23 protein-coding genes are annotated in these 26,499 nt (G+C 39.8%); 14 read left to right on the plus strand and 9 right to left on the minus strand.

Going from position 1 to position 26,499, the window contains the following annotated elements:
* Positions 1–5: 5 nt before the first annotated feature.
* From PSH48_RS05735 to PSH48_RS05760, 6 genes are all read left to right on the plus strand, one after another.
* Entirely contained in the window at positions 6–740 is a 735-nt protein-coding gene (locus PSH48_RS05735; RefSeq protein ID WP_004586383.1) for a 1-(5-phosphoribosyl)-5-[(5-phosphoribosylamino)methylideneamino] imidazole-4-carboxamide isomerase, read from the plus strand.
* The gene (gene hisF, locus PSH48_RS05740) at positions 722–1,501 is read left to right on the plus strand and encodes an imidazole glycerol phosphate synthase subunit HisF (RefSeq protein ID WP_055254144.1); all 780 of its coding nucleotides are present in this window, start codon (positions 722–724) and stop codon (positions 1,499–1,501) included. Before PSH48_RS05735 ends, hisF begins: the two co-directional genes overlap by 19 nt.
* Entirely contained in the window at positions 1,492–2,106 is a 615-nt protein-coding gene (gene hisIE, locus PSH48_RS05745) for a bifunctional phosphoribosyl-AMP cyclohydrolase/phosphoribosyl-ATP diphosphatase HisIE (protein ID WP_010556207.1), read from the plus strand. Before hisF ends, hisIE begins: the two co-directional genes overlap by 10 nt.
* A gap of 123 nt (positions 2,107–2,229) precedes the next feature.
* On the plus strand, positions 2,230–2,724 hold the full coding sequence (locus PSH48_RS05750) for a lipoprotein (RefSeq protein ID WP_273611096.1): 495 nt from the start codon (positions 2,230–2,232) through the stop codon (positions 2,722–2,724).
* Positions 2,725–2,910: a DUF1289 domain-containing protein gene (locus PSH48_RS05755; protein WP_024031736.1), complete on the plus strand. Its 186-nt coding sequence runs from the start codon at positions 2,725–2,727 to the stop codon at positions 2,908–2,910. It begins immediately after the preceding gene.
* A 63-nt stretch (positions 2,911–2,973) separates the two neighbouring features.
* Positions 2,974–3,771, plus strand: a complete 798-nt coding sequence (locus PSH48_RS05760) for a glycosyltransferase family 25 protein (protein WP_273611097.1) — start codon at positions 2,974–2,976, stop codon at positions 3,769–3,771.
* Here the strand turns inward: PSH48_RS05760 and PSH48_RS05765 are convergent.
* The 5 genes from PSH48_RS05765 to PSH48_RS05785 form a co-directional block, all read right to left on the minus strand.
* Positions 3,766–5,382, minus strand: coding sequence for a M56 family metallopeptidase (locus tag PSH48_RS05765; protein ID WP_273611098.1), 1,617 nt, complete (start codon positions 5,380–5,382; stop codon positions 3,766–3,768). The two genes, PSH48_RS05760 and PSH48_RS05765, sit on opposite strands and share 6 nt — an antisense overlap.
* An 11-nt stretch (positions 5,383–5,393) precedes the next feature.
* Entirely contained in the window at positions 5,394–5,762 is a 369-nt protein-coding gene (locus PSH48_RS05770) for a BlaI/MecI/CopY family transcriptional regulator (protein WP_029772957.1), read from the minus strand.
* 257 nt (positions 5,763–6,019) lie between these two features.
* Complete coding sequence (locus PSH48_RS05775) at positions 6,020–7,291, minus strand: O-acetylhomoserine aminocarboxypropyltransferase/cysteine synthase family protein (protein WP_273611099.1); 1,272 nt, start codon at positions 7,289–7,291, stop codon at positions 6,020–6,022.
* 313 nt (positions 7,292–7,604) lie between these two features.
* Entirely contained in the window at positions 7,605–9,677 is a 2,073-nt protein-coding gene (locus tag PSH48_RS05780) for a sensor domain-containing protein (RefSeq protein WP_273611100.1), read from the minus strand.
* 142 nt (positions 9,678–9,819) lie between these two features.
* Complete coding sequence (locus PSH48_RS05785) at positions 9,820–11,610, minus strand: M61 family metallopeptidase (protein ID WP_273611101.1); 1,791 nt, start codon at positions 11,608–11,610, stop codon at positions 9,820–9,822.
* A 203-nt stretch (positions 11,611–11,813) separates the two neighbouring features.
* Between PSH48_RS05785 and PSH48_RS05790 the strand changes: the two genes are divergently transcribed.
* The 6 genes from PSH48_RS05790 (at position 11,814) to PSH48_RS05815 (ending at position 18,904) form a co-directional block, all read left to right on the plus strand.
* On the plus strand, positions 11,814–13,349 hold the full coding sequence (locus tag PSH48_RS05790; protein WP_273611102.1) for a GGDEF domain-containing protein: 1,536 nt from the start codon (positions 11,814–11,816) through the stop codon (positions 13,347–13,349).
* 79 nt (positions 13,350–13,428) lie between these two features.
* The gene (ppnN, locus tag PSH48_RS05795) at positions 13,429–14,772 is read left to right on the plus strand and encodes a nucleotide 5'-monophosphate nucleosidase PpnN (RefSeq protein WP_004586396.1); all 1,344 of its coding nucleotides are present in this window, start codon (positions 13,429–13,431) and stop codon (positions 14,770–14,772) included.
* 10 nt (positions 14,773–14,782) lie between these two features.
* Positions 14,783–15,556 carry a flap endonuclease Xni gene (gene xni, locus PSH48_RS05800; protein WP_273611103.1) on the plus strand — a complete coding sequence of 258 codons (774 nt, stop codon included), beginning with the start codon at positions 14,783–14,785 and terminating at the stop codon, positions 15,554–15,556.
* A 69-nt stretch (positions 15,557–15,625) separates the two neighbouring features.
* On the plus strand, positions 15,626–16,012 hold the full coding sequence (locus PSH48_RS05805; protein WP_004586398.1) for a DUF3192 domain-containing protein: 387 nt from the start codon (positions 15,626–15,628) through the stop codon (positions 16,010–16,012).
* A gap of 6 nt (positions 16,013–16,018) precedes the next feature.
* A complete protein-coding gene (locus tag PSH48_RS05810; RefSeq protein ID WP_138611303.1) occupies positions 16,019–17,707 on the plus strand; it encodes a hypothetical protein in 1,689 nt (562 codons plus the stop codon).
* 189 nt (positions 17,708–17,896) lie between these two features.
* Positions 17,897–18,904 (plus strand): isocitrate dehydrogenase, encoded by a 1,008-nt coding sequence (locus PSH48_RS05815; protein ID WP_004586400.1) that lies wholly within the window; start codon positions 17,897–17,899, stop codon positions 18,902–18,904.
* A gap of 204 nt (positions 18,905–19,108) precedes the next feature.
* Here the strand turns inward: PSH48_RS05815 and PSH48_RS05820 are convergent, their stop codons facing one another.
* Positions 19,109–22,108, minus strand: coding sequence for an immune inhibitor A domain-containing protein (locus PSH48_RS05820; protein ID WP_273611104.1), 3,000 nt, complete (start codon positions 22,106–22,108; stop codon positions 19,109–19,111).
* Between the two features lie 444 nt (positions 22,109–22,552).
* Here PSH48_RS05820 and PSH48_RS05825 point away from each other — a divergent pair, with 444 nt between their 5' ends.
* Both PSH48_RS05825 and ilvN read left to right on the plus strand, forming a co-directional pair.
* On the plus strand, positions 22,553–24,277 hold the full coding sequence (locus PSH48_RS05825) for an acetolactate synthase 3 large subunit (protein ID WP_054981927.1): 1,725 nt from the start codon (positions 22,553–22,555) through the stop codon (positions 24,275–24,277).
* Positions 24,277–24,774 carry an acetolactate synthase small subunit gene (ilvN, locus tag PSH48_RS05830; RefSeq protein WP_004586403.1) on the plus strand — a complete coding sequence of 166 codons (498 nt, stop codon included), beginning with the start codon at positions 24,277–24,279 and terminating at the stop codon, positions 24,772–24,774. The genes PSH48_RS05825 and ilvN overlap by 1 nt, the downstream gene beginning before the upstream one ends.
* A gap of 205 nt (positions 24,775–24,979) precedes the next feature.
* Here ilvN and PSH48_RS05835 read toward each other — a convergent pair whose 3' ends face one another.
* The 3 genes from PSH48_RS05835 to PSH48_RS05845 all read right to left on the minus strand — a co-directional run bounded on the left by PSH48_RS05835 (position 24,980) and on the right by PSH48_RS05845 (position 26,476).
* Positions 24,980–25,255, minus strand: a complete 276-nt coding sequence (locus tag PSH48_RS05835; protein ID WP_004586404.1) for an HU family DNA-binding protein — start codon at positions 25,253–25,255, stop codon at positions 24,980–24,982.
* 206 nt (positions 25,256–25,461) lie between these two features.
* Positions 25,462–26,001, minus strand: coding sequence for a DUF3833 domain-containing protein (locus tag PSH48_RS05840; RefSeq protein ID WP_138611301.1), 540 nt, complete (start codon positions 25,999–26,001; stop codon positions 25,462–25,464).
* A gap of 1 nt (position 26,002) precedes the next feature.
* Positions 26,003–26,476: a chalcone isomerase family protein gene (locus PSH48_RS05845; protein ID WP_138611307.1), complete on the minus strand. Its 474-nt coding sequence runs from the start codon at positions 26,474–26,476 to the stop codon at positions 26,003–26,005.
* Positions 26,477–26,499 lie beyond the last annotated feature (23 nt).

Raw genomic sequence — 26,499 nt, forward strand, 5'->3', positions numbered from 1 at the left:
TATTTGTGATTATTCCAGCATTAGACGTATTACAAAATCAAATTGTTCGTTTATACCAAGGTAAGTACGACACCGCTCAGTTTTACCCTTTTGAGCTTGGCGCACGTTTAAAAGAATACGCCGACAGCGGCGCAGGTAAATTGCACCTTGTAGATTTAGAAGGCGCACGCGATCCAAGTAAAAAACAGTGGCAACATATTCAAGCTGCAACGAAAGCGCTTAACGTACCGTATCAAGTGGGCGGCGGCATTCGCTCAGAGCAAGATGTAAGCGATTGGCTAAAAGCCGGCGCTAACCAAGTTGTTATTGGTTCTATGGCGGTAGAAAAACGCGAGCAAGTAAAAGCCTGGATTGAACAATTTGGCGCAGAGCACTTTGTTATCGCCCTTGATGTAAATAAAACAGCCACGGGCTGGGCTCCTGCAACCCATGGTTGGTTAAGTGAATCTGAGTTTGGTTTACTTGAGCTTGTAGATTTTTATGTAAGCTTGGGCGTTATTGACTTTTTATGTACGGACATCAGTAAAGATGGCACCATGACGGGCCCATCGTTTGAGCTTTACGAAGATTTAACTCGCCATAACAGCAGCATTAAAGTACAAGCTTCGGGTGGCGTGAGCTCACTTGATGACATTAAAAAACTTAAAGAGCTGGGCGTAGGTGGCGTTATTTTAGGTAAGTCACTACTTGATGGCGCATTTAGTGTTGAGGAGGCGTTGGCATGTTATCAAAACGCATAATCCCGTGTTTAGATGTAAAAGATGGCCAAGTAGTAAAAGGCGTTAAATTTAAAGGCCACGAAATAGTGGGCGATATTTTAACAATGGCAAAAGCATACAGCGATGCCGGCGCCGATGAACTGGTTTTTTATGAAATCAGCGCAAGCGTTGAAAAACGCCTACTTGATGTAAATTGGGTAGAGAGCATTGCCCGCCATATTGATATTCCATTTTGTGTGGCTGGCGGTATTAAATCGGTAGCCGATGCAGCACGTGTACTAGAGCGTGGCGCTGACAAAATAAGTATTAACAGCCCCGCTATTGCCCGCCCTGAGCTTATAAAAGAGCTACACGATGAATTTGGTAAGCAATGTGTTGTTGTAGGTATTGATAGCTTTTACGATGAAGTGACCGGTGAATACTTAGTGTATCAATTAACCGGCGATCCTAATGCATCAAGCCGAACACGTTACAAAACCGAAGAATGGGTTAAACGCGTACAAGACTTAGGCGCAGGCGAAATTGTTTTAAACTGTATGAACCAAGATGGCGTACGTAATGGGTACGACAATGAGCAGCTGAGTAAAATGCGCGCATTATGTAATATTCCTTTAATCGCATCAGGCGGTGCAGGCAGTATGCAAGATTTTGTTGATGTGTTTAAACAAAGCGAAGTCGATGGCGCATTGGCAGCAAGCGTTTTTCACAAAAATGTGATTAACATTAGCGAATTAAAACAATTTTTAACCGATAACCAAGTGGCAGCAAGACTATGCAAGTAACACAACAAAACCAAACTCAAGTAGATTTTGCTAAAAGCGAAATGATCCCTGCGATTGTTCAAGATGCTCGCTCTGGTGTTATTTTAATGCAAGGGTTTATGAACAGCGAAGCACTAAAGGTAACGCTTGAAAGTAATAAAGTAACCTTTTACTCGCGTTCAAAGTCACGTTTATGGACCAAAGGTGAGTCATCAGAAAACTACTTAAACGTAGTATCTGTTCATACCGATTGTGACTACGACTCAATTTTAGTACTGGCTAATCCAGAAGGCCCAACATGTCACTTAGGCACACAAAGCTGCTTTGGTGATGATGCAAAACCTAGCCTAAGCTTTTTAGCGCAATTAGAAGATGTGATTGTTGAGCGTAAAAACGACGACCCAGCAAAAAGCTACACAGCTTCATTGTTTGCTAAAGACTTAAGCCGTAGCTGTCAAAAAGTAGGTGAAGAAGGCGTAGAAGTAGCGCTTGCTGCAATGAAGCACGATAACGATGAGCTTACTAACGAATCGGCTGATTTAATTTATCACCTTACTGTATTGCTACAACGCCAAGGCTTAGCCCTTGAAGACGTTGTAAAATGCCTGCAAGGTCGCCATAAATAATACAGCTGCTTTGTTTTAGCGCATTTACAGGCCCATATTTTATGGGCCTTTTTACGTTATGGTATTTATTTTTTTACATAGGTTGCGTATGGTGCAGCTTATCTAATTCTTTTAGCGTTGCTTATGAATAAATCAATTATCACAGCCTTATCCTTATTGGTATTAACAGGTTGTGTAAGCCAAAAAGCCCCTGCGCCCAAAATAGTAAAAACGCAAAACACGTGTAGCCCACTAAACACATTACTTAATGCGCACGCTAATGGCTTTAATGCAGTAAAAGCAAATAAAGTGGGGAATGATTTTATAAACCAGTGGCATGCTAATACCCATTTTATAGGCAATACCTGCACCATTACTCAACATAATAAGCAGTTTAGTTATCAATGCACGAGTGAAAACAAACAAGCCCATGCCACAAATCTACATATACAAACAGTGGATAAAATACGTCAATGTGTAGCGTCACAAGGCTGGTACGAAAATACGAAAGAGTCAGCAACTTCAATCAGTAGTAACTTTGTTTTGGATGAAGCTCACCCAATTATCACCTTATTTACCTCTCAAAGCAGAACGCGCTATATTACCCGTTTTGAAATTGCTCCACCGCTAGGAAATTAAATGCAAAAACCCACACACTCAAACACTAAGTTAAAAACAGACTGTTTAGGCATATGTGAGCGCCGCAGCGGTTATTGCACTGGCTGCGGGCGAACTAATGAAGAAATATTTGATTGGATAATCCTCAGCCAAGAAGAAAAAAACGCCATTTTAGCGCAGCCGCGAGCTGACTTAAAAAAGCCATAAATTTGCCACTTGCGTGTAACAGCCCCCCTTTAGTATTGCTAAAAACGGTAGGGGGTGAACATCATGGCAGCATTATTTGTAATAAACTTAGCGCGCTCAGCGCAGCGACTCGCAAATACTCAAACGCAACTGGCACGTGTTAACTTGCCATTTGAACGGATTGATGCCGTAGATGGCGCACAATTGAGTACACAACAAAAGTTCCTACATTACAGCCCGCAATTGAATAAACAGCAGTATCACTATCCGCTTAGCAATGGTCAAATCGGCTGCTATTTAAGCCACCGTAAAGCATGGCAAAAAATAGTTGATGAAAAACTAGATTACGCGATTGTGCTCGAAGATGACTTTTATATTGATGAGAGCATTCATAATGCGATAAAAAATATTGAGCAGCTACAGCAGCCCTGGCAGCTTATTAAACTCGCCGCTTATGAAAACCGCACTCGCCCTATTGCCTATCAGCAAAACCTAAATAACCACCAGCAATTAGTCATACATAAAAAGCTAATGACTGGCTGTTGTGCTACGGCAATAAGCTATGAAGGGGCTAAGCAATTACTTAAAGCCACAGCTCAATTTGGCCGCCCTGTAGATTGCGATTTACAACATATTTGGGAAACCCACGTAAATGGTTTTTCGCTTATGCCATACCCTGTTTCGCAAAATACAGACATACAGAGCGATATTGCAACTTGCGCTCCTAAAACCAAGGTTAAAAAAGCTTTTTTGCGGCGTAAAGCACAACAAATTAAAAGCTGTATTTTTAATAAGGTTTATACAAGCGCCTTTGTAAAAAATTTTAAACAGAATGAAAAAGGAGCCTCAAAGGCTCCAAGTTTAATTACTCAATGCTTATAACATCCTTAAAAGTTGAGAACCTGGTATGCCCGTTTGTGGTAATAATGCGGGGGTAACTGCAAATGCTTCTGGAATTTTACTTTTGATTTCGTTCATTTTTTTGCGGTTATTTTGTTTATCATAAACATAGTATTTAAGGATATTTCCGTATACATCATCTTTTGCATCAACCTGCTCTAGGGTTTTTAATGCCTTATCGTAATCAGCAAGGTAAATGTATGCCAGTGCTAAGTTATCAGCAGAGCCAACATGTAGTTTCCCTTCAAGCTGTTTTGATAAATCTTCAAGTTCTACAACTGCAAGCTCATAACGCCCTAGTTGTATATACGCGGTTGCTAGTGAATTTTTTAAAAAGTAAGGCGGGTTACTACCAGGCTCATACCATTTTCCGTAAGCACTCAGTATATCTTCATATTGCTCAAGTTTAGAGTAAACATGATCTAGCAGCCTAAAGCTTTGTAGTTTAATTTCAGCTTCTTCAAAGCCAGCAAGTTTATCTCTATTTAAGTGCCATTGTTGTATGCCTTGCGCAGCTTGGTTTAACAGTTCAGGGTTATCACTTTTTGCCCCTGCTGCACTTTTAAGAAGCTGTGCAAGTTGTTGATTATATTCTTCACTTTTAGCAGGAGCCTGAGACGTATTATTACTTTTCTGCTTGTTATCTGAGCTACCATTTACAATTTGAGCTGCAGCTAAAGCACTAAAAGACATTGCCGCCGCAACCATAACCAAATATTTACTTTTCATTGTTTTTTCCTTGTTTAACATTTTGATCCTCTGAATATTAAAACTCTTAGACTGAGCAATATTCAAAAGTGGGGGGGTAAAAAAGTTAAGTGAGCTTTTAGCACTTTGCTCTTGTAGCAATAAACTGGCTAAATCTAATTGGTATTTACCTTTTAGCTTTTGCATACACAACTCATCACAGCTAAGTTCGAGTTGCTCTCTTGCTAAACCAGTTAACTTTAAGCAAATAGGATTCCACCAAAAAACGCTTTCTATAAAACAAATAAGCCACGTCCAATAAATATCACCTTGTTGTAAATGGGTTACCTCGTGCTGAATGACTGAATCTAATTCTTTACGATTTACCATCGTAGACTCTAACCAAATAACAGGCTTTATTAATCCTGTAGCAAAAGCGGGCTCTGTATGGGTTGTTAGTCTAATTGAATACTGATTGTTGATGTGTTTAAGTTCAGGACTTGGCTTTGAGTTAATGTATAAATTTTTTATAAGCTTTACATATAAGCCCATGCGTAATAAAAACAATCCAAAACCAGCTAAAACTAGAACCATAAAAACAATACTAAGTGATGGCAATAAGTCCCATATACTCATATCGCTTTGTAATTCATCCTTAATTACTACTTGTTCAGCGTTTGGTATTAATGCTTTAACATCGGGAATCAATTGCGCCACGTTGAATGTGTAACGATTTGTCCCTTCAAATAACGGTAGCTGGGAAAAGTACTGCCAAGGGACAAACCAACATGCCAAGGCAATCATTAACATGTAAAAGTTTAATCGTGCAGGGGCATTTTTTAATCCTTTTACTGTAAGTAAAATACATAAGCTAATAAGCGTGCAAGTTAGTAAATAATCCGTCATTACCCTCTCCTTTAATCTAACTTCTTATTTTTTAAAAGCGTTTGTAAGTATTCTATATCTTCATCATTTAGCTTTTCTTCTTTGATAAAGTGGGCAATTAAACTACGAGAATTACCTTTAAAAAATCGTTGCATAAAACTAGGCATAGCTTGCTCCGATAACGCGTCTTGAGTCACGATTGTTCTAAAAACAATGGCTCGCCCTTCATGTCCACAGCGCTCAATCGCTCCTTTATGTTCTAACCTATCTACAATAGTTTTGACTGTTGTATAGGCTACTTGTTTATCAGCTAAAAGCACTTTATGTAGTTGACTCGCAGTACAAGGTTCTTCCTGCCAGAGCAGCTGCATAATATCCATTTCAAAATCACTAAGTTTCATTGTCGCTCCTATTACTACACTTGTAGTGGTACTGTTACAAATGTAGTAGTAAGAAATCTTAGTGTCAATACAAAGTTGTTATATGAATAAAAAATAAACGGTAGGAATATAAAAGTCTCAGGAAGGCCTTATAATAAAGACTTATAAAACAAGAAGGTACAATTATTAATTGATTTTAGTAAAACATAAAAAACGAGAGTATATTTTCAACTAACGCTTTTTATGTTTTAAGCTTTTTATGAAAGGTAGTGAGGTAACTATGCTTTATCGAGCGCTTGGCTTACATCGGCAATTATGTCAGCAATGTTTTCAATACCGACTGATAGGCGAATTAAATCACGGCTCACACCTGCGTTTGCAAGCTCTTCATCATTTAATTGGCGGTGTGTAGTTGACGCTGGGTGACAAGCCAGCGATTTAGCATCGCCAATATTAACTAAACGCAGGATCATATTAAGCGCATCAATAAAGCGCGTGCCTGCTTCAAGGCCGCCCGCAATACCAAAACTTAAAATGCCTGAGGCTTTACCACTGGTGATTTTTTGGCTCATTGCATTATATGGGCTTGATGTTAAACCAGCGTAGTTAACCCAAAGAACTTTAGGGTGATTTTCTGAGTATTCAGCCAGTTGCTGTGCGTTTTCGCAGTGGCGATCCATTCGTAAACCTAAGGTTTCTAGGCCAATTAAAATGTCAGATGCGTTTTTGGGCGCAAGTGCTGCACCGGTATTTCTAAGTGGCACTACTCTACAACGACCAATAAAGGCTGCTTCTGCAAAGGCATCGGTATAGACCACATTGTGATACGACGGATCGGGCTCATTCATCATTGCAAAGCGTGTGGCATTGGCTTTCCAATCAAATTTACCTGAATCAACAATCATACCGCCAATAGCTGTACCGTGTCCGTTTATATACTTTGTCAGTGAATGAACCACTATATCGGCACCTAACTCAAATGGGCGGCATAAATACGGGGTCGCCACAGTATTATCAACAATAAGTGGTACCCCTTTACTATGAGCAATGTTAGCTAAACGCTCAATATCGACAATATTACCTGCCGGGTTACCAATGGACTCACAAAATACTGCGCGGGTATTATCATCAATCGCGTCTTCAAAGGCGCTAAAATCATCAGCTTTAATCATGCGAGCTTCAATACCTTGGCGCGGTAACGTATGGGCAAATAAGTTATATGTACCGCCATATACTTGGCTGGTGCTGACAATATTAGTGCCTACTTCACACAAGCATTGAATAGCATAGGTAATAGCTGCCATGCCCGAGGCTACCGCTAGCGCGCCAATGCCCCCTTCCATTGCAGCAATACGCTGTTCAAGCACGGCATTGGTTGGGTTCATAATACGGGTATAAATATTGCCTGGTACTTTTAAGTCGAATAAATCAGCGCCGTGTTGCGTGTTATCAAACGTGTAAGATGAGGTATTATAAATAGGCACTGCTGCTGATTTAGTGGTTTCTTCAGACTCGTAACCATGGTGCAGTGCTAATGACTCTAATTTCATAATTATTTCCTTCAATATTGTGATGATTAAACCTAGCATCATTAGCTTATAAAATGCACATGAATTAAATTAATGAATTATGAGTGTCAGGGGAATTAAAGTTTGCGGGATGAGTTTTACTCAATCTAGTGGGTGTTGTATTTCACTGCATAGGTTTTGTTTTATCAAAATACCAAAGCAGTAGCAGTAAAGCCTATCATATTAATGTGTAGCGTTATTTGGCTAAAGGGTTTAAATACTAAATGCGGTGGGCGGCTCAATTTACGCTATTTAAAGCTCACTGGGTTTAGGTTAACACTTATAATAAATGTACTTATAACGCTTTAAAATCAAGTAACTGTAATGCAGGCAGTGGTTTACTAAAGTAGTAACCTTGAATCAGATCGCAATTTAGCTCGGCTAGTAGTTTTTGTTGTGCTGATGTTTCTACGCCTTCAGCTACCACACTTAAGCCTAAGCTATGCGACATTGCAATTGTGGCTTTAACTAAGCTGTAGTCTTCTTGGTTTTCGGTAATACCACAAATAAAGCTGCGATCTATTTTTAATACCTCAAACGCATATTGCCTTAAATAGCTAAGCGATGAGTAGCCTGTGCCAAAGTCATCCATAGATAGTTTAATACCGAGCTTATTAAGTGCATGCAACGACTCTGTTATATTGGTTTGTACGCTCATTAACACGCCTTCGGTTATTTCAAGCTCGACATTTTTAGCACTTACTCCGGTTTTTTCTAACGTGCTTGCTATAAAACTTAGCAGCTCTGAATCTCTAAATTGGCTTGGTGATAAATTAATTGCCATGCTGTAGTTTTGTTGAGAGCTTGCCTGCCACTGCGTTAAAAATGCTAATGCCTGCTCAATAACAAACTTTCCAATAGGAATAATTAAACCTGTTTGCTCTGCTAACGGAATAAACTCATCGGGCATAACCTTACCAAGCACACTATTGTTCCAGCGTAATAGCGCCTCAGCCCCAATTATTTTAAGTGTTTTAGCATCGCATTTAGGTTGGAAATACAATTCAAATTCGTTTTTTTCAAGAGCAACATGCATCTGCTCTTCTATTGCTAACCGCCTTTTTATGGCGGTATTCATTTCGCTGGTAAAGCAGGCGTAGGTGTTTCTGCCAAGCGCTTTTGCTTGGTACATTGCTGTGTCTGCATGGCGTAATAAATCAGAGGCTGTTACCCCATTATCAGGGTACAAAGCCACGCCAATACTTAACGTTAATAACAATTCGCGGCCATCTATTTCAAAGGGGGTTCTAAAGCTTTTAAGTAAGCGTGTAACAATCGCATCTAGCTGTTTTTTACTGTGTAGCTCTGGTTGTAAAATAATGAATTCATCGCCCCCCAACCTGCCTACGGTCGCGTTTTCATTAACTATTTGGCTCAATTTATTAGCGGCGCTGATAAGTAATGAATCGCCAATTTCATGCCCGAGTGTGTCGTTTACTTTTTTAAAGTCATCTAAGTCGATAAAAATAACAGCGGCTAAAGTGTTTTTGTCGCTCGCAGTGTTAATTAGCTGAGTAAGTCGTTTTAAAGAATTAAAACGATTAGGGAGTAGCGTTAAGCTATCGTAATAGGCTTGTTTACGTATAAGTTTGTTTGACTCATGCTGCTCTGTTATGTCGCGAATTATCACCATGACTTGGTCTGAATGATGTAAATAACTCACTCGCGCTTCGAAATACAAAACGCCTTTGGGTACTAAAAGTTCGTATTCAAAACATACATTACTTTTGTGAATTAACAGCTCTTGAATATTGTCTTTAAACATTTTGGCTACAGTATAGGGCAATACGCTAAACATCGATTTATTTAAAAATTGCTCAGGCTGTAAATGTAAGTTGCTCAAATCATTTGCATGGTAATCAACTATGGTGCCATCCGGTTTGAGTAAAAAGTACAAATCAGGAATGGCTTCAAATACTTTTTCGAGCATCTGCTGTTTATCCATAGCTTGCGCTTGTGCTTGTTTTACATCGCTCAAGTCTATGTCGATGCAGTACATCTGTTTTACCCCATGCTGATTTGTAAACATAACATGGCTTGAAAACACAGTAACATTGCTGCCATTTTGGTGCTGTAATGTAAGCTCAGCCGCGGGTATTTCGATATCGTTTATGAGCCACTCACGATGAGCATCTATAACCGCATCTTGCATTGGGGGCGGAATAATTAAATCTTCTAGTTTTTTTCCGGTTGCGTACTCTTTTGTATAGCCATAAAGCAGCTCACTGCCTTTATTCCAATAAATAACGCGGCGCTGCTCATCGTATCCTTGCACAGAAATACTGTGTATCGCATCAAATAACTGATGCAGCGGATCGTTAAGCACAAATTGATGTGAGAGGATTTGAGTGGTTTTTAATGACTTCATTTATACGCAACCTAGAGTCGTTATTAACACAATAATAGGACGTACTTTTAAAATTAGCACTTTTAGGTTGGTTTTTAAGTGATATACCTTTGCATAAGATATAAAAAAGGAGCCAAAGCTCCTTTAATTAAACGCTATTATGTTAATCAGCTTGCACATTAATGGGGTGCTCTACCCCCATCCACGCTTTAAATAAGGCCCGTTGAGATAAAGTTGCATTTTTATCAGCAACCACCTTTTTAGGTTTATCATAATCTTGCGATAAAACGAGGGTTGTCGATTGAAGTGCATCGCGACGAATAAAATCGATAGTGACTTTTTCACCCGCTTTAAATACTTCTAAGCTCGATTTTAAATCTTTTCCAACATGCTGCTTGTTAACCGCCACAATTTTATCGTCTGTTGTGAGGCCCGCCTGCCATGCTGCTCCGCCTCTGCGAACGTGGGTAAGCGTTAATAACTCACCGCTATTTTTTGCAGTGGCATCAATGCTTGCTAATGGCTTAGCGCTCTTAGGGCGAGTAAGCTTTAAGCCAACTTTACCTAATAAAGCATCAAAATCTATATTAGCTGGGGTGCTCACGTTATCGTGCCACCACGTTGTGTAGTCTTCACCTGTTAGCTCTTTTAATATTGCCAGTACATCTTGCTCAGTAAACCCTTGTGGTAACGTGTGCTTGTTGTATAAAGCGTTGTGTACTTGGCGGTAGTTAACTTTTGCCTGGGTTGTTTCTAGTAAATGTATATCTAACAACATAGAAAGCAATGAGCCTTCTAAATATATATTGGTGCTGTAATTACGAGCGTGGTCGCCCCCTTGGTTTATCCATTTATCAAAGCTTGTTTCGCTGGCACTTTGTACTTCTCGACCTGGTGTTTGTAAGTGGCGATTAATCGTTTTACTCATCACTTTAAAAAACTCATCGGTAGTTTCTATGCCTGAGCGCACTAATAGATGATCTTCAAAGTAGCTAGTAGAACCTTCCGAAATCCATAATAAATTTGAGTAGTTCATGTTGGTGTAATCATAAGGCGCCAGCCCTTTAGGGCGGTAAGCTTTTACATTCCAAGTATGAATAAATTCATGCGCGGCGGTACTTATAAAGCCTAAGTAGTCTTCGCGGCTACCAAAACGATTCCGTGGGCGCTGTATAATGGTTGAGTTTAAATGCTCAGTTGCCCCGCCAGCACCCGATGTAGCATGCACCATAAATACATAACGCTCATACGGGTAGCTATCCCAAATAACATTACCTGTGGTCACTAATTTTTTTAAATCAGTAAGCATTAGTTGCTCATCGTAGTTGCCTTCGCCCCATATAACTAACTCGTATTGGCGGCCATCTACTTCAAATTTATGAAGTTTGTTAATTCCTGTTTCTATTGGTGAGTCTACCAGTACATCGTAATCTGCGGCTTTGAAACTGTGTTTATTACTCGCATTTTCCATACCTGATACAGAGCGCCACGCTTTAGGCACCTTTAAATCTACGGTAACTGGTTCTTGGCGAAACGATTCACTAAACATAAAAAAGCCAGATGCATCAATAAACGCATGGCTATCGTCTATGTGGCGTGCACGTTTACCTAACTCGTTTGCATATACTTGGTAATCAATATTCACGTGTGTTGGCTCAGCTAAATGCACTCGCCATGTGCTGTGATTAATTTTTTCCCATTTTAATGCATTGCCATTGTCGTCTGTGGCCGCAAAGTAACGTACCCCATTGGCTAAATTTAATATTTCGTAGCGACCAGTACGCCATGCAGGCAATTTAACATCGATATGCGATTGCGCCGACTTTGGAAACTCTACACTTACATTACCTAAATGATGTTGTGGCTGTGTAATACTTAAAGAATAATTTACATCGGCTAATGCAGGGGCTGCACAACAGGCCGCTAACATTGACAGGACTAAACGCTTTTTCATAATGACTCAAGGTTACTTATTATTTGAAATAAGCCTAACAAGGCATAAATTAAAAGTGAATTAAAAACGACAAACAACCTAATAGCTCAGTTTACATGCAAGGTCTAAGTAAAAATGCTAAGTTTTTAATTAGATAACTACACTTAATATGATTTTGTTGTAAACTGAAGGTAATGTAATTAATACAATGGCGGTATGCTTAGGTGTCTGAAAACTCTAACGCTGTAGATAAAAAGTTAAAGCAAGCAATTGAAGCAAGGGTAGCCATTGAAAATGCGCGTAAGCTCCAAGTTGATACTTTATCAAATCTAACTGCAAAATTGTCTTTAAGCTGTAAAGGGCTTGATATTGAGCTTGATAATAAACTCGCCAAATTTAGAAGTTCGCTAAATAAAGGTGTTGGGTTTGAAATATTATCCCCTTTAATAGATGACATTTTATTGTTACTGCAAAACCAAGAGGCGTTACAAACAGCCCATCAGCGAGAGCTGTTTTCGAGCGTACAAACAGCCGGTAAGCTTTTACAAAAAACCAAAGGCTTACCAGATGATACCCGCCGTACCTTAAGACATTTACTCGACCACGAAATTAATAATGTACAGTCTACGCACGACTACATCCCGATATTAAATCAGCTTATTAACTTTTATCACCATGCTTTGCATAGCAAGCTTTCAACCACGGATGAAACAAGCACCAATGCTTCTCCTCGTATGGCTAAAAAGCTGTTAGAGCTTGCAAATGAGCTGGTGTTAGAGGATGAATCGACTGAACAAATTAAACAAATAAAAAATGCAATTACCGAAAACGATAATGTAGAAGCCCTGCTGCAAGCTGCTTTAAATATAATAAGCGTCGTGGTCAAAAATATCAGTAAAGAGCGCCAATCGGCACAAAGCTTTTTAGTCTCGCTTAACCAAACATTAGAAGAGTTGCACTCATCAATTGTATCTACCAGCCAGCACTCTAAATCAATGGGTGAAGAGTTCGATACACTAAATAAACATATTGAAGGAAAAATAAAGCATTTAAACGAGCAAACCCAATCTGCTACGTCTATTTCCTCTTTAAAAGAATTAGTTGATAACGAGCTAAAATCCCTCAGCCAAGACTTTATAGCTAAAGAGCAGCTAGAAAGAAAAGACCGCGAAACGCTGATTGCCAGTTTTGATGAAATTAACGAGCGAATTGGCAGCTTAGAAGGCAAACTAACTAAATATAAAAAACGCCTAAACGAGCAACGCTTTAAAAGTTTACTCGACAGCCTTACAAAACTTCCTAATAGAGCGGCTTTTGATGAACGTTACAATCACGAGCTTCACTTATTTAATGTTCAAGCCTCGGATGTTACCCTAGTGGTTATTGATGTGGATCACTTTAAGTCAATTAATGATAGATTTGGTCATACTGCAGGCGATATAACTTTACAAGTTATTGCAAAAGCGCTGCAAAGATCAGTGAGGCAGTCTGATTTTATAGCCCGCTACGGCGGAGAAGAATTTGTCCTACTTATGCCTGGGCTTTCGTTGTCGCACGCTGCGCAGCCGCTTGAAAAACTAAGAAAAGTGATTAAGAATATTCCTTTTAAATTTAGAGAAAAAGAAATAGAAATCACCATTTCGTTAGGCGCTACACAATTTAAAAAAGGCGATACACCGCTCAAAGCATTCGACAGAGCAGATGACGCCCTCTATGAAGCAAAGAAAACGGGTCGGGATCGCCTTTGTATGAGTAAATAATGTCATAATTCTCAATTAGTTTGAGTGCTAAAGTAGATGACATGCAGTTTTTACATTTTAAGTAGCAAGGAGAATGCCGATGTTAATACAGTTAAACCCGACTGGGGTTTTAGATTTGCTGTCACAATTGGAAGTTGATTTATTAGAGCAATCTTCAGCCAGTGAACGTTATCGACTTTTTAGAAACTGTGCCTTAGCCGTCCTTAACGTAGGCAGCCACACAGACGCAAGTAATGAAATTTACGACAAATACCAAGACTTTGATATTCGTTTAGTCAGTCGCGAGCGCGGCATTAAAATTGAATTAGAAAACCCTCCCGAAACCGCCTTTGTTGATGGCGAAATAATTACCGGTATTCACGAGCATATTTTTTCGGTGATCCGCGATATTTTATTTATTTGCCAAAAATACGAAAAAGATCTTAAAGAACAAAAAGCCATTACCCACATGGTATTTGATATGCTTAGAAACGCCGGCGCGCTGCGTGTTAACAGCGAACCAAATATGATTGTGTGTTGGGGTGGACATTCAATTAACGAAATAGAATATAAATACACAAAACAAGTAGGTTACGAGCTTGGCTTACGTGGTTTAAATATATGTACTGGCTGCGGCCCAGGGGCAATGAAAGGCCCGATGAAAGGTGCCACTATTGGCCATGCTAAACAACGTATTAGTGAAAACCGTTATCTTGGTTTAACCGAGCCTAGTATAATTGCCGCAGAGCCGCCAAACCCTATTGTAAATGAGCTGGTAATTTTACCCGACATTGAAAAACGCCTTGAAGCATTTATTAGAACGGCGCATGCAATTATTATATTCCCAGGTGGTGCAGGTACTGCAGAAGAATTACTTTATTTATTAGGTATTTTGCTGCACCCAGATAACGAAAAACAGTGTTTGCCTGTTATTTTAACCGGCCCTAAAGAAAGCGAAGCGTACTTTAGCGAGTTATGTAAGTTTGTAGAGCTGACATTAGGCAAAGAAGCCCTTGATAAGTTTGAAGTAATCATTGATGATCCAGCGCTAGTAGGGCAAAAATTAAAATCAGCTATGGCAAATGTACGTAATTATCGTAAAAGCCAAGGCGATGCCTACTACTTTAACTGGACACTTAAAATCGATAACGATTTTCAGCAACCTTTTGCACCTACGCACGAAAACATGGCAAGTTTAGATTTGCACCTAGAACAGCCCAAGCAGCAATTAGCAGCTAACCTACGTAGAGCGTTTTCGGGGATTGTTGCTGGCAATGTCAAAGATGAAGGCCTGCGCGCTATAAAAGCACATGGACCTTATGTGTTAAGTGGTGAGCCTGATTTAATGAAAGATATGGATAAACTATTACAAGCATTTGTAGACCAAGGTCGTATGAAGTTACCCGGTAGTAAGTATATCCCTTGTTATGAAATAAAAGCATGAGTTTGACTATTTGAAACCCCATTTACTTTTAATTGATGCGCTTAATTTAATTAGGCGCATTTACGCAGTTGACGCTAACCAAACACACCATAGTGAAGAGCAGATGCTAAAGGCCAGTTGCGCGCGCGTAGCACATGCTTGCAAAAAGCTTTTACAGTCAACAAATGCCACTCACGCTATAGCTGTTTTTGATGGCGACAAAAGCTGGCGCTACCACTTTTATAAGCAATATAAACACTCTAGGGCCCCCATGCCCGACACGCTTAAAAATGCGCTGCACTACTTTAAAGAAGCTATAGAGCTAACGGGTATCGTTGTATTTGAACCGCTCAACGATGAAGCCGACGATATCATAGCCACCTTAGCCGACAAAGCTGCAAAAAATAAGATAAACAGTACCATTGTTTCTACCGATAAGGGTTTTTTACCTTTTTTGAACGACTATATTTGTGTGTACGATTATTTTAAAAAGAGCTACCTAGATTGCGACAGCATTAAGCAGCGCTTTGGTATTGAGCAAAGTAAACTTATTGATTTTTGGGCCTTAGCGGGCGATAAAACTAACGATGTACCCGGCGTTAAAGGTATAGGGACTAAATCGGCTCAGCTTATTGTAAATACCTACGAAAGCATAGATAGCGCCATAGAAGATGATGCCCTATCAAGCAGTATTCAAAAAAAGCTAGTTGAGCAAAAAGACATGTATGTTATTTCTAAACAATTAGTAACTTTGCGTACAGATATACAGCTAGGCTTTAGTTTAAAGCAGTTAAGGTTGCATTAGTCGCATGTTGATAGCACTGTTTAAGCGCACAACATATACTCACTGTATTGTTGCGAGTGTGAGTTAAAAATGATTAAAAAGTTTATAAGATACTTAATATTAGGGTTAGGCTTGTATGCACTCATTGCGACTTTAGTGATCACCTTTTATAAAGATGACCCGCAAGCAATGATTTGGCAAGACCGTGAGGCTTTTAACGAGCGCTACATAAGAAAGCTGTCTATTGATGAGGCGGTTACCTTAAACAGTGTACTCGATTATTTAGGAAGCCCCGATTTAACCTATGCCAAACGTAATAAAGACCAAGTATGGCAGATTGTTTTTTACCGTACTCAGCACCAAACTTCAGATGGCATAACTACGATGGATGAATGCACCGGCTTATTATTTAAAAATGGTGAGTTATTTTTATGGGGCCCCAGCGCCTATACAACTTATCAGGAAAAGATCAGGTGATGGCCAATGGATGAGCCTATTTCAAAACAGTTAGTGCGGTTACTGCATAACACACATCAAATACTAACAATTTATAGTGACAAAACGCAGTGGCAACATCTTTATCCGCTTGTTGTACAAACAGCCCAGCACTATCGCGTTTTGTATCAGCAACACCCGCACGCTTTACAAGCGCGTTTAAGCTTGTACACCAGCCACTACGACTTTGCTACAAACCTCGTTATTAACCAATGTGTTATTAGCACCGCACTGTGCGCTAGCCAGCAATTTGATGACGAACTAACCGACCTTTATATTGGTGTTGCATTGGTAGAGCATTGCTGCGTTGTAGCGCAACATAATAAAATTGCGCAGCAGCAAATGCTTACACTCAGCGATAAAAAAATATGGCGTTTTCGCCACCAGCTAGCAGCAAAAGTGTTGCTCAGTGCACAGCACCCTACTCAAAATAGCGTGCGTATGTTGGCTAAACTAAATAAGTATAAGCAAGCGTTACTAAGTACTAGCGACATAATGCTATATGACAATGCCATAACCTTGTGCGCATTAAGTAATATTATCGCGATGAACATAACCTATACATCGAAAAAGAACCCATTGAATTTTTACAAAGCTTTGGGTGAATTGTATGTCAAAACAGCTAACCCATTTGCGCAAAGGTTAATTAAGGATTTAATAGCGCATATAGGCCCGCACCTGCCAGGCAGTAAAATTGTTTACAGCGACCAAGCAATGGTTTATCTAGCAAGTGATGAGGCTAATAAGCATATACTAATTAATGCCAATAATGAGAAAAAACTGGCGTGGTACAAGGTTAAAACCTCACTTAAAGATCAACCAATGCAATGGCTATGTACTGATAAACGGGTATTATTTTTAGCCTGGAACAATGAGCACCTGGTACGTAAAGCCCCGGCGCAGATAAGTTCAAAGGCCGAGTTAATAGCATTAGTAAGTCATATAAAAGTAGCGCATGAATACAGTTTTAAAGGCTTAGATAAGTTACTGGCCCCTTTTAGTGAAATAACACAGAAGCTCTGCCAAGCAGTCAGGCCCTATAACAATCAGCACCAAGCCGCCAAAGACTTACGCCATAGCTTGTCGATGGTCGGCTACGATAATGCACCGGCGATTATTCAGCGGGTTATATTTGAGCAATTAGTGGATACATCACATCATCCGCACAAACACATCGTACTGAATAAACTTAATAGCTTTATTAGTATTTTAGCTTTAATGGTAAGTAATAACCCAAAACAGCAATTTGAACATATAGCCTTGCCCATCTATGGTTACGTACATTATTTATTAACCCATTGCAGTGCACAGCTCTGTGCAAAAGTAACCATAAGTAGCGTGCCTAACCAAACTTATAGTGCCCCATTAGCAGCCTTTTTTGGGGTGGAAGCGATTAATAATGAACATTTAAATACAGAATTAACACAACTACTGAGTGATAATCCTTGGACCAAGCCCCTACTCGATGCTGAACAACAACCTAAAAAAGAGCTAAACGAGCAGCACAAATTATGGATTAGTTTAAAGGTCGTGGCGCAAACTATTTTTAAACCCGCTCTGCCTTTAACGCCTTGGCAAAAACAAACTTTAAATGCACAGCTAAAAGCACAAGGCTTTAAATCTGAGGATGATTTTTTTGCGCAACTGCAAGGCTTATCGCTATATAACAGCATTTAAGTCACTTATGCTGACTATAAACACAGGTTATACCCTGTATTTATAGTATAAACTGGCAAAATGGGCGATAAGTTGGTATAAATGCGCCCTCAAAATATATCCACATACGTCACATAAATGACCTAACAAGCAGTTACTATTATTAGTAATAATTTATGTGCGTTTTTTATTCTTTTAAAGGAAAAGTCAATGGCCAAACAAACCATCACAGTGATCAAAGGCGACGGCATCGGTCCGAGCATTATCGACTCAGCACTTGAAATATTAAAAGCCGCAGGTTGCGATTTTGATTATGAATTTGTTGATGCAGGCCTTGCTGCACTAGAAAAAACTGGCGAGCTACTTCCTCAAGAAACAATTGATACAATCGCTAAAAACAAAATCACTCTTAAAGGTCCACTAACGACGCCAGTAGGTGAAGGTTTTACGTCTATTAACGTAACATTACGTAAGCAGTTTGGTTTATACGCAAACGTACGCCCTGTTAAATCTTTTGTTGGTACTAAAGCACGTTACGATGATATCGATATCATTACTATTCGTGAAAATACCCAAGGTATGTACTCAGGTTTAGGCCAAGTAGTAAGCGAAGACGGTAACGAAGCAGAAGCTAAATCTGTAATTACTCGCGAAGGCGCTGAGAAAATCATCACTTTTGCCTACGAGTTAGCAGTACGTGAAGGCCGTAAAAAAGTAACCGCAGTACACAAAGCAAATATCTTAAAATCTACCTCTGGCTTATTTTTAAAAGTTGCACGTGAAGTTGCTGAGCGTTACCCGCAAATTGAATCAACTGAAATGATTGTTGACGCAACATGTATGAAGCTAGTTATGACACCAGAAGAGTTTGACGTTGTAGTAACAACTAACTTATTTGGCGACATTTTATCTGATCTTTGTGCTGGTTTAGTTGGCGGTTTAGGTATGGCACCAGGTGCAAACATTGGTGAAGATGCTGCTATTTTTGAAGCCGTTCACGGTAGTGCACCAGATATTGCTGGCAAAAACCTAGCAAACCCTACTTCAGTAATTTTAGCGTCTATCCAAATGCTTGAGCACTTAGATATGGGCGACACGGCTGAGCGTATTCGCAGCGCAGTAGCTGATGTAATTAAATCAGGCGATCGCACAACACGTGATTTAGGCGGCAGCCACGGTACAACTGATTTCACTCAATCAGTAATCGACCGTTTATAATTTAACAAGGTTAATCTTGTTTTAAGCCTAAAAAGCCAGCATATTGCTGGCTTTTTTGTATTTTAACCTTTGCTAATTACATCACTTGGCATAACTACGCTATTTATTTTAAATAGAATTTTTAATGCAGCGAGCAGCACCTTTTATACCACTGGTGTTAAGTTATTAGATATTTAAGTCGATTGGTATTACTTCACAAAATCATTAAACTTTATTGCTGGTACGCCGATAAAACCCACTTATCACTAATAGCGCAATGAAATAACCTATTGCCCCACCACTTGATGACGATTCACTTTGCGCTTCTTGTACCGAGACTGTTAGCTCACTACTTATAACTTCATTGGTTTGACTGTCTGTGAGCACAAGTTTTACTGAATAACTACCTGCACCTTGGTAATTATGACTTGGGTTTTGCGTTGTACCTAGTGGGCTGCTATCGCCATAATCCCAGCTATATGTATAATTACCAGATCCACCTAATGGTGAGCTATTAAATTGTACCGCTAAGTTATTTGCCGTATGGCGTGTACTTAATTGCAGCGGTGAGTTAACACTCAAAGCATGTTGTTGGCTAACACTTATCCCTTGCGTATCAGTTACTATTAACGCGAGGGTGTAATCTCCAGAGTAGCTAAATTGGTAATCTAGGTTTTCAGTTTGCGATACGGGTTCACCATCTATAAGCCAACTCATGTTGTAAGGTGCTTCTCCGCCAGTTACGATTGCTTGAGCAGATAAAGCCGCACCGTTTAACTGATACGTTAAATTTTCAATTTCTAGCGGCTTTGTGATGGTAATTTGTTTAGTTTGTGTTTGCGTAGTCGTCTCACCCATTGCCGAAAAGGTAACACTGTAGGTGCCGTAATCGGCATAGGTATGTGTAGGACTTAGCTCAGTACTCGATTGCCCATCACCAAAATCCCATAAAAATGTATCTGTGGGGGTTAACTTTAAACCGGCTACATTAAAGCTAACGGTTGCCTCGTTTACTGTTGTGGTTATTTGTTGTAGCGCATCATAGCTAAGCAAAAGCTCTGCTGTTTCACTTTCAGGGTGTTGGCTGACTATTTCAAAGTTAAACCCTTGGGGAGTAAGCACCACACCTGATTCAGCCTGCTGCGTAAAGCTGTAATCAAAATGATCATTAAACTCATTAATGGCAGCTAAGTCTTGATCGCTTAAACCTGCACTTTGCTGATATAAACTAAATGCAGCATCGCGTACTTGTATAGGTGTATCTGCAAGTGTGGTGCTACCTGTACCGCGATAAATTGGCTTTTGATCCGCATCTACCACTAAATTAAAACCACCCCCTGGGTGATCAGTTGTGTTGTTGTTATCAAATGCACTATTGCTATACCACAATAAAACTCCCGGTGAATATTGCTCTGCTTGTAAGCCGGCATCCACACCTCTGTGCGCACGTAGCTGTAAATAGTAGTGGGCTGGTTTAGCATAAATATAACTACTCACGCGGCTAAAACCATTTAACGCTAAGGTAGACTCTGACAGCTCTGCGTTATTTTGCCAAATCACAGTATTGTTATGTGTTATTTTTAAATCATCGGCTACAAAACCATAATACTGTGTGTTTGTATCGGTAATATACTCAATACTTAATGTAATGGTTTGTCCTGCATATTGTGTTAAATCAAACTCATGCATTAAAAAACCATTAGGTTGCTGCGCATCTGCATGTAAAAACGAATCACCAGTTATATACGGGCCTATATCGCCATAATAAGGATTTGTCTCGATTGTATAATTACCAGCTAAAGGAGTTTGATTTACCTTTACTTGTACAAGGTCATAATCGCGCTCAATACTGTAGTAAGCTAAAAAGCTAAGAGTCAGTGGTGTAGCCGCCTCAGGTAAGGTCACGGTTTGTGAGAGCGTGTGTGTTAGATTGTTACCTGTACCAGAGTAAAATTGAAAATCACCTTCAACCGGGGTTTTAAATTTTTCTAGCTGCTGCGCAAGTGTCACTTTAATTTGGCTTTGCTGCTGAGAAAGTGAGCTAGTATAAACTAGCGACTGCTGAGGCTGGCTGTTCACTTCCTCCATGGTTAAATTAAGCTGGTTCACCCAATTGCCTTGGTATCTGTTTTGTAAATACTCAAGCGCCTGTGCACTAAACATAACGGGCTGTGAACCCCTAGGCCCACCAGCCCAGCTACCAGTAGACATTATTGACCAAGACGATACAGGCTCACCCACGGTATTTGACTGTAAATCGTACTCATCTGCTAAACCTAAGTCGTGACCAAATTCATGCGCAACGACACCTATGCTGGCATCTATTGGGTTTATAGTATAACCCGATAACTTAACGCTACTACCGGCAATACTGACAGGCTCACTGTTTTCATCAAATACGTAGTAGCGGTGCGACCAAATTGCATCAACGCCTAAATAGCCTCCACCGGATTCTTCACCAATACTGGAATGAAAAACCATAACATGGTCGATAATGCCGTTTGGCTCGTTGATAATGCCATCGCCGTCAATATCATCTAAATCTGTTAAATCATATTGCGTTAAATCAATATCAAATTGTGCAGTGGCTTTTTCTACTGCTTCTTTTATCAGTGCGGGGGCATTTATATCGCGTGTGTTACCTACGCGCTCACCATAGGTTTTAGCATTACTATCTGCCCTAACCCACCCATATACTTGCCCGCTAAAAGTTAAGCTAGCACCTGATGCGTCGTAATAAAAATCGTATACGCTGCTATGTGTTTCATTCTTAGGACCAATAAACCCACCCTCATTAAAAAGCAATTGTTGGTAATGCTCTTTTGTATAATTTTCGTAATACATATCGGTATCATCATCAACTAACTGATTATCATCGTGCTTTAAATCAGGAAAATCAATTAAAATAGCCAGTACTTTAACCTCATTTAGCGCGTTGCTAGGACTAGCCGCACTTGCATATTGCAGCTGCTTATTGGCTTGCTTAGCGGTTAAGCGGGCTTTCATAGTAGAAACAGGTTTTAACTGCGAAGGGTTAAGCCGTTCAGTATTCGCTAAGTAGCTTTCAACCGTTGGCTTGTTAGTGGTTTGTTGGGCATCAGCGCGTTTATTTAACCAATACTCTATTCTTTGTTTGTTAATAATACCTGGGTCATGCGCACTGGTATTTGCTGCGTTAAGATTTAGGCTGCAAAGAAATAAGCCAAGCCATATTATTTTTTTCACTGTATCTTCCCCAGATAAATTATTGTTCTATCATACCTAATATATGCATTAAGCACAGCGCTCAAATCACCTATTTACCGATTATGGTTACTCGGTAAAATTAGCATAATTTCTTCATATTTTTTATATAACTACAAATAGCGTGCAACTTTTTAGTATGAAAATAAATTAATTTGAAATTTTAATCCAAAACAGCCCTTTCAAGGTTGACATAAGCACGTAAAACCCTTAAAAATAACCCCATATAGAATTTTTAATCTAAAGCAGCATTTTGCTTTTTATAAAGTGACAATTATGAAAAAACAACTTCACCTTTTAATCGTACTCGTAGTGGTCTTAGTGATAAGCCCAGCGGGGATGTATTAAAAAGTGAAATTGCTTTTTAAAAACCCTCGCACTACGCGGGGGTTTTTTTATGCATAAACAGCGCACAGAGGAATGAGGATGAGCAAACAAGAATATAATGGTTCTGAACTAGTTGTTCAGGCATTAAAAGAGTTGAAGGTTAAGTATATATTTGGCTACCCAGGTGGGTCGGTTTTAGATTTATACGATGCACTTTTTCAACAAGAAGACATTGAACATATTTTAGTGCGTCACGAACAAGCCGCAACCCATATGGCTGACGGTTATGCCCGTGCTACTGGCGAAGTTGGTGTTGTACTTGCTACCTCAGGCCCTGGCGCAACTAACTGTATTACAGGTATTGCCACCGCTTATATGGACTCAATTCCGATGGTGGTATTATCGGGGCAAGTACCTACTAGCTTAATTGGTGACGATGCATTCCAAGAAACCGACATTGTTGGCTGTTCTCGCCCGGTTGTAAAACATAGTTTTAACTGCAGAAGTGCTGAAGAAATTCCGGCTATTTTGGCAAAAGCGTTTTATATTGCAAGTACTGGCCGCCCAGGACCCGTTGTTGTTGAGCTACCAAAAGATATGCTTAACCCTGCTATTAAGTTTGAGTACAACTTCCCTAAAACAACGGAGCTTAGAACCTACAGCCCAAATACAAAGGGCCACTCTAAACAAATTCGCAAAGCGGTTACCGCAATTTTAGAAGCAAAAAAACTGGTTATATACTCAGGCGGCGGTATTATTTTATCTAACACCTCTGAGCAATTAACCCGCTTAGTTGAATCGCTCAATGCACCTATCACTAATACGTTAATGGGTTTAGGCGGTATTTCTGGTATTCACCCAAATTACGTGGGTATGCTGGGTATGCACGGTACGCTTGAAGCCAATAAAGCCATGGCAAATGCCGATGTAATTTTAGCACTGGGAGCACGTTTTGATGATCGTGTAACCAATAATGTTAAAAAGTTTTGCCCTAATGCAACCATCGTTCACGTAGATGTAGACCCGACCTCTATTTCTAAAACGATTAAAGCACACATTCCAGTTGTGGGCTGTTTAGCCACTGTGATGGAGCAACTGCAAGCCGGCATAGATAAAAGTAGCATTCAAATTGATCGCAGTGCACAAGAGGATTGGTGGCGACAAATTATTAGCTGGCGCGAGCAAAAGTGCCTAAGCTACAACACCGATGGCGACAAAATAAAGCCTCAAGCTGTTATAGAAGCAGTGTATAAAGCCACTAATGGTGACGCATATGTAAGCTCTGATGTGGGTCAGCACCAAATGTTTGCAGCGCAATATTATCCATTTAAAAACCCTCGCCAATGGATCAATTCAGGGGGCTTAGGCACCATGGGCTTTGGCTTACCAGCAGCTATGGGTGTTAAGCTTGCCTTTCCTGATAAAGAGTCAGTGTGTGTAACCGGCGATGGCTCTATTCAAATGAATATTCAAGAGCTATCAACATGTTTACAATACAACTTGGCTGTAAAAGTGGTTTCGCTAAATAACCGCTCATTAGGCATGGTACGCCAATGGCAAGATATGATTTACGGCGGTCGCCATTCATCTTCATATATGGACTCATTACCTGACTTTGTAAAACTTGTTGAAAGCTATGGCCATGTAGGCATAAAGGTAGATACTTTAGATGAGCTACAACCTGCTATAGATAAAGCCATGAGCATTAACGACCGTTTGGTATTTTTAGATATTAACGTAGATGAAAAAGAACATGTATACCCAATGCAAATTAAACTAGGTGGCATTGATGAGATGTGGTTACGTAAAGGAGTAAAAGCATAATGCGTCGTATATTATCTATTTTATTAGAAAACGAACCGGGAGCCTTATCTCGCATTGTTGGGCTTTTTTCACAGCGCGCCTACAACATAGATAGCTTAACAGTGGGCACTACTGATGATGAGTCACTGTCACGTATCACCATTACCACTATGGGTGATGATAGAATCGTTGAGCAAATTACTAAACAAGTTAATAAATTAGTTGATGTACTTAAAATTATTGATTTGACCGAAATGAGTCACATCGAACGTGAATTATTACTTGTTAAAGTATTTGCCCAAGACGAAACCACACGTGCAGCTGTTACACGCGTGGTAGATGTGTTCCAAGGTGCTATTTTAGATATGGGTCGCCAAAGCTACAGCTTACAACTGGTAAGCAGCACAGACAAAATAGAATCGTTTTTAGACACCCTACGCCATGAAACCGACATTATTGAAGTGGTGCGCTCTGGTGCTGTAGGGATCGGCCGTGGTGACAAAGCACTAAAAGCGTAATTAATTAAAGCTTAAGCGTTTTTATTAAATCCCTGCTAAGCAATTAGCAGGGATTTTTTATGCTAAGCCTTGCCTTACAACGCTCTGCATTAATCCCTAATTAGGCATGTGGAAATAAGCTTAACTTAGGTAAGCTCACTGCTTTAATACGAGCAAAAAAAAAGAGCTAAATAGCTCTTTTTTAAAAAATTCTGTAAAACGCCAATTAAGGGTTTACTTGGTCTTTAAGACCTTTACCTGCTTTAAAGCTTGGGATAGTTGCCGCTGCGATTTGGATCTCAGCACCCGTTTGTGGGTTACGGCCAGTACGTGCTGCACGTTCTTTAACTGAGAAAGTACCAAAACCTACTAATGCAACTGAATTACCTTCTTTTAAAGAAGAAGTTACAGCGCCAGTAAACGCGTCAAGTGCACGTGTAGCAGCAGCTTTAGAGATTTCTGCATCAGTAGCGATTTTTTCAACTAATTGAGCTTTATTCATTGTTAGATTCCTATTCGTTATTATTTTGCCTTCGCAAAACCTATCTTTATGCATTTTTAAGGAGTTAGCAACAGCAAATTGCATTTTTTGCTTAAATACTTCGAAAATGCGTAAAATTTTAATAATTCTCGGTAAAATACAGCGTGTTGGGTTAACTAAAACTTAATTTAAGTACACAAAAGGCACACTTTAAATAACACACTGCTCTATATTTTTTCGATAACTAAGGTCACTTCCCCAACCTCGACACCAAACTTAACAATAGATGTTCGGTTTATCAAGCGCGATTGTGTAACCAGGTACATCCAATCATCAAAATTCACCTCAAGCGTACTACCGTCATAGGGTAAGGCCACATTGTAGTTCCAATGAAACACACTGCCTGCGCTTTTACCGGATGCAATGCCAAGCACATCATCAGCACGTCCCATTAAGCGATTATCGTCATTAAGGGTGACATACCAAATACGCTTTTGTGTTTCACCATCGTCATACACAAAATCTTCCTCTATAACGCCCTCGTTACCTTCCCAGCGCGCATTCATAGTGACAACAAGTTTACGTGTGAGTTCGCCTTTATAATCTTGCACAACGCCGTATGCTTTTAAATCGCCACTAAAAAACGCTTTAAAATCAAATTCTGGGTTGCTGCTATTGTAGTGCTCTACTTTTGGCGCGGAGCAGCTCACTAAAAATAATGCGGCCATTAAAATACATAACTGTTTAAATTTATTTATATTGCGCATGTTAAATCCCTAATAATTGTTTTCTAAGTGCTGGCTCTGAGGTGTTTGGGCTTAGCCAAATAGCTAAAAACTGATTGGCAAATTGCGAGTTACTAATTTCACCTAACTTTTTGTCATTATGATAAAAAGTAGCCTGACCGCTTGGTGATGTTTGTAAGCTTAACGACTCGCCTTTTTTAATGTCTGGCCAAAGAGTGAGCAATTTATCAGCATACTTAGCAGATAAGTCACTTTTACCTAAATGCTGCCATTGCTCTTTAGTGGCTTTAACAATGTCTTTTGCTGCAAAGTCTCGCAAATAGGTGAGCGTAAATTTAACGGGGTGCGCCCCCTGTTTGTAACTCCCTGAGCGGGTATATAACGTTGCATCGTAAACATCCCAAAATAAATATTCCATGCGCGCCTCGCCCACTTTTTTAAAGTCAGTTTGCTCTTCGCTAAAGCTCAATGGGGTAAAAAAAGTAGCCATAATCATTGTGGCCGTTATTGCACATATTT

Origin of the sequence: Pseudoalteromonas sp. Angola-4 (genome assembly GCF_028599265.1) — a bacterium.
In the GTDB taxonomy this organism is placed as follows: Bacteria; Pseudomonadota; Gammaproteobacteria; order Enterobacterales; family Alteromonadaceae; genus Pseudoalteromonas; species Pseudoalteromonas atlantica.

Coding starts and splice junctions, on each gene's coding strand:
- hisF (WP_055254144.1), top strand. CDS start 722: ATGTTATCAAAACGCATAATCCCGTGTTTAGATGTAAAAGATGGCCAA.
- hisIE (WP_010556207.1), top strand. CDS start 1,492: ATGCAAGTAACACAACAAAACCAAACTCAAGTAGATTTTGCTAAAAGC.
- PSH48_RS05750 (WP_273611096.1), top strand. CDS start 2,230: ATGAATAAATCAATTATCACAGCCTTATCCTTATTGGTATTAACAGGT.
- PSH48_RS05755 (WP_024031736.1), top strand. CDS start 2,725: ATGCAAAAACCCACACACTCAAACACTAAGTTAAAAACAGACTGTTTA.
- PSH48_RS05760 (WP_273611097.1), top strand. CDS start 2,974: ATGGCAGCATTATTTGTAATAAACTTAGCGCGCTCAGCGCAGCGACTC.
- PSH48_RS05765 (WP_273611098.1), bottom strand. CDS start 5,382: ATGACGGATTATTTACTAACTTGCACGCTTATTAGCTTATGTATTTTA.
- PSH48_RS05770 (WP_029772957.1), bottom strand. CDS start 5,762: ATGAAACTTAGTGATTTTGAAATGGATATTATGCAGCTGCTCTGGCAG.
- PSH48_RS05775 (WP_273611099.1), bottom strand. CDS start 7,291: ATGAAATTAGAGTCATTAGCACTGCACCATGGTTACGAGTCTGAAGAA.
- PSH48_RS05780 (WP_273611100.1), bottom strand. CDS start 9,677: ATGAAGTCATTAAAAACCACTCAAATCCTCTCACATCAATTTGTGCTT.
- PSH48_RS05785 (WP_273611101.1), bottom strand. CDS start 11,610: ATGAAAAAGCGTTTAGTCCTGTCAATGTTAGCGGCCTGTTGTGCAGCC.
- ppnN (WP_004586396.1), top strand. CDS start 13,429: ATGTTAATACAGTTAAACCCGACTGGGGTTTTAGATTTGCTGTCACAA.
- PSH48_RS05805 (WP_004586398.1), top strand. CDS start 15,626: ATGATTAAAAAGTTTATAAGATACTTAATATTAGGGTTAGGCTTGTAT.
- PSH48_RS05810 (WP_138611303.1), top strand. CDS start 16,019: ATGGATGAGCCTATTTCAAAACAGTTAGTGCGGTTACTGCATAACACA.
- PSH48_RS05815 (WP_004586400.1), top strand. CDS start 17,897: ATGGCCAAACAAACCATCACAGTGATCAAAGGCGACGGCATCGGTCCG.
- PSH48_RS05825 (WP_054981927.1), top strand. CDS start 22,553: ATGAGCAAACAAGAATATAATGGTTCTGAACTAGTTGTTCAGGCATTA.
- ilvN (WP_004586403.1), top strand. CDS start 24,277: ATGCGTCGTATATTATCTATTTTATTAGAAAACGAACCGGGAGCCTTA.
- PSH48_RS05835 (WP_004586404.1), bottom strand. CDS start 25,255: ATGAATAAAGCTCAATTAGTTGAAAAAATCGCTACTGATGCAGAAATC.
- PSH48_RS05840 (WP_138611301.1), bottom strand. CDS start 26,001: ATGCGCAATATAAATAAATTTAAACAGTTATGTATTTTAATGGCCGCA.
- PSH48_RS05845 (WP_138611307.1), bottom strand. CDS start 26,476: ATGATTATGGCTACTTTTTTTACCCCATTGAGCTTTAGCGAAGAGCAA.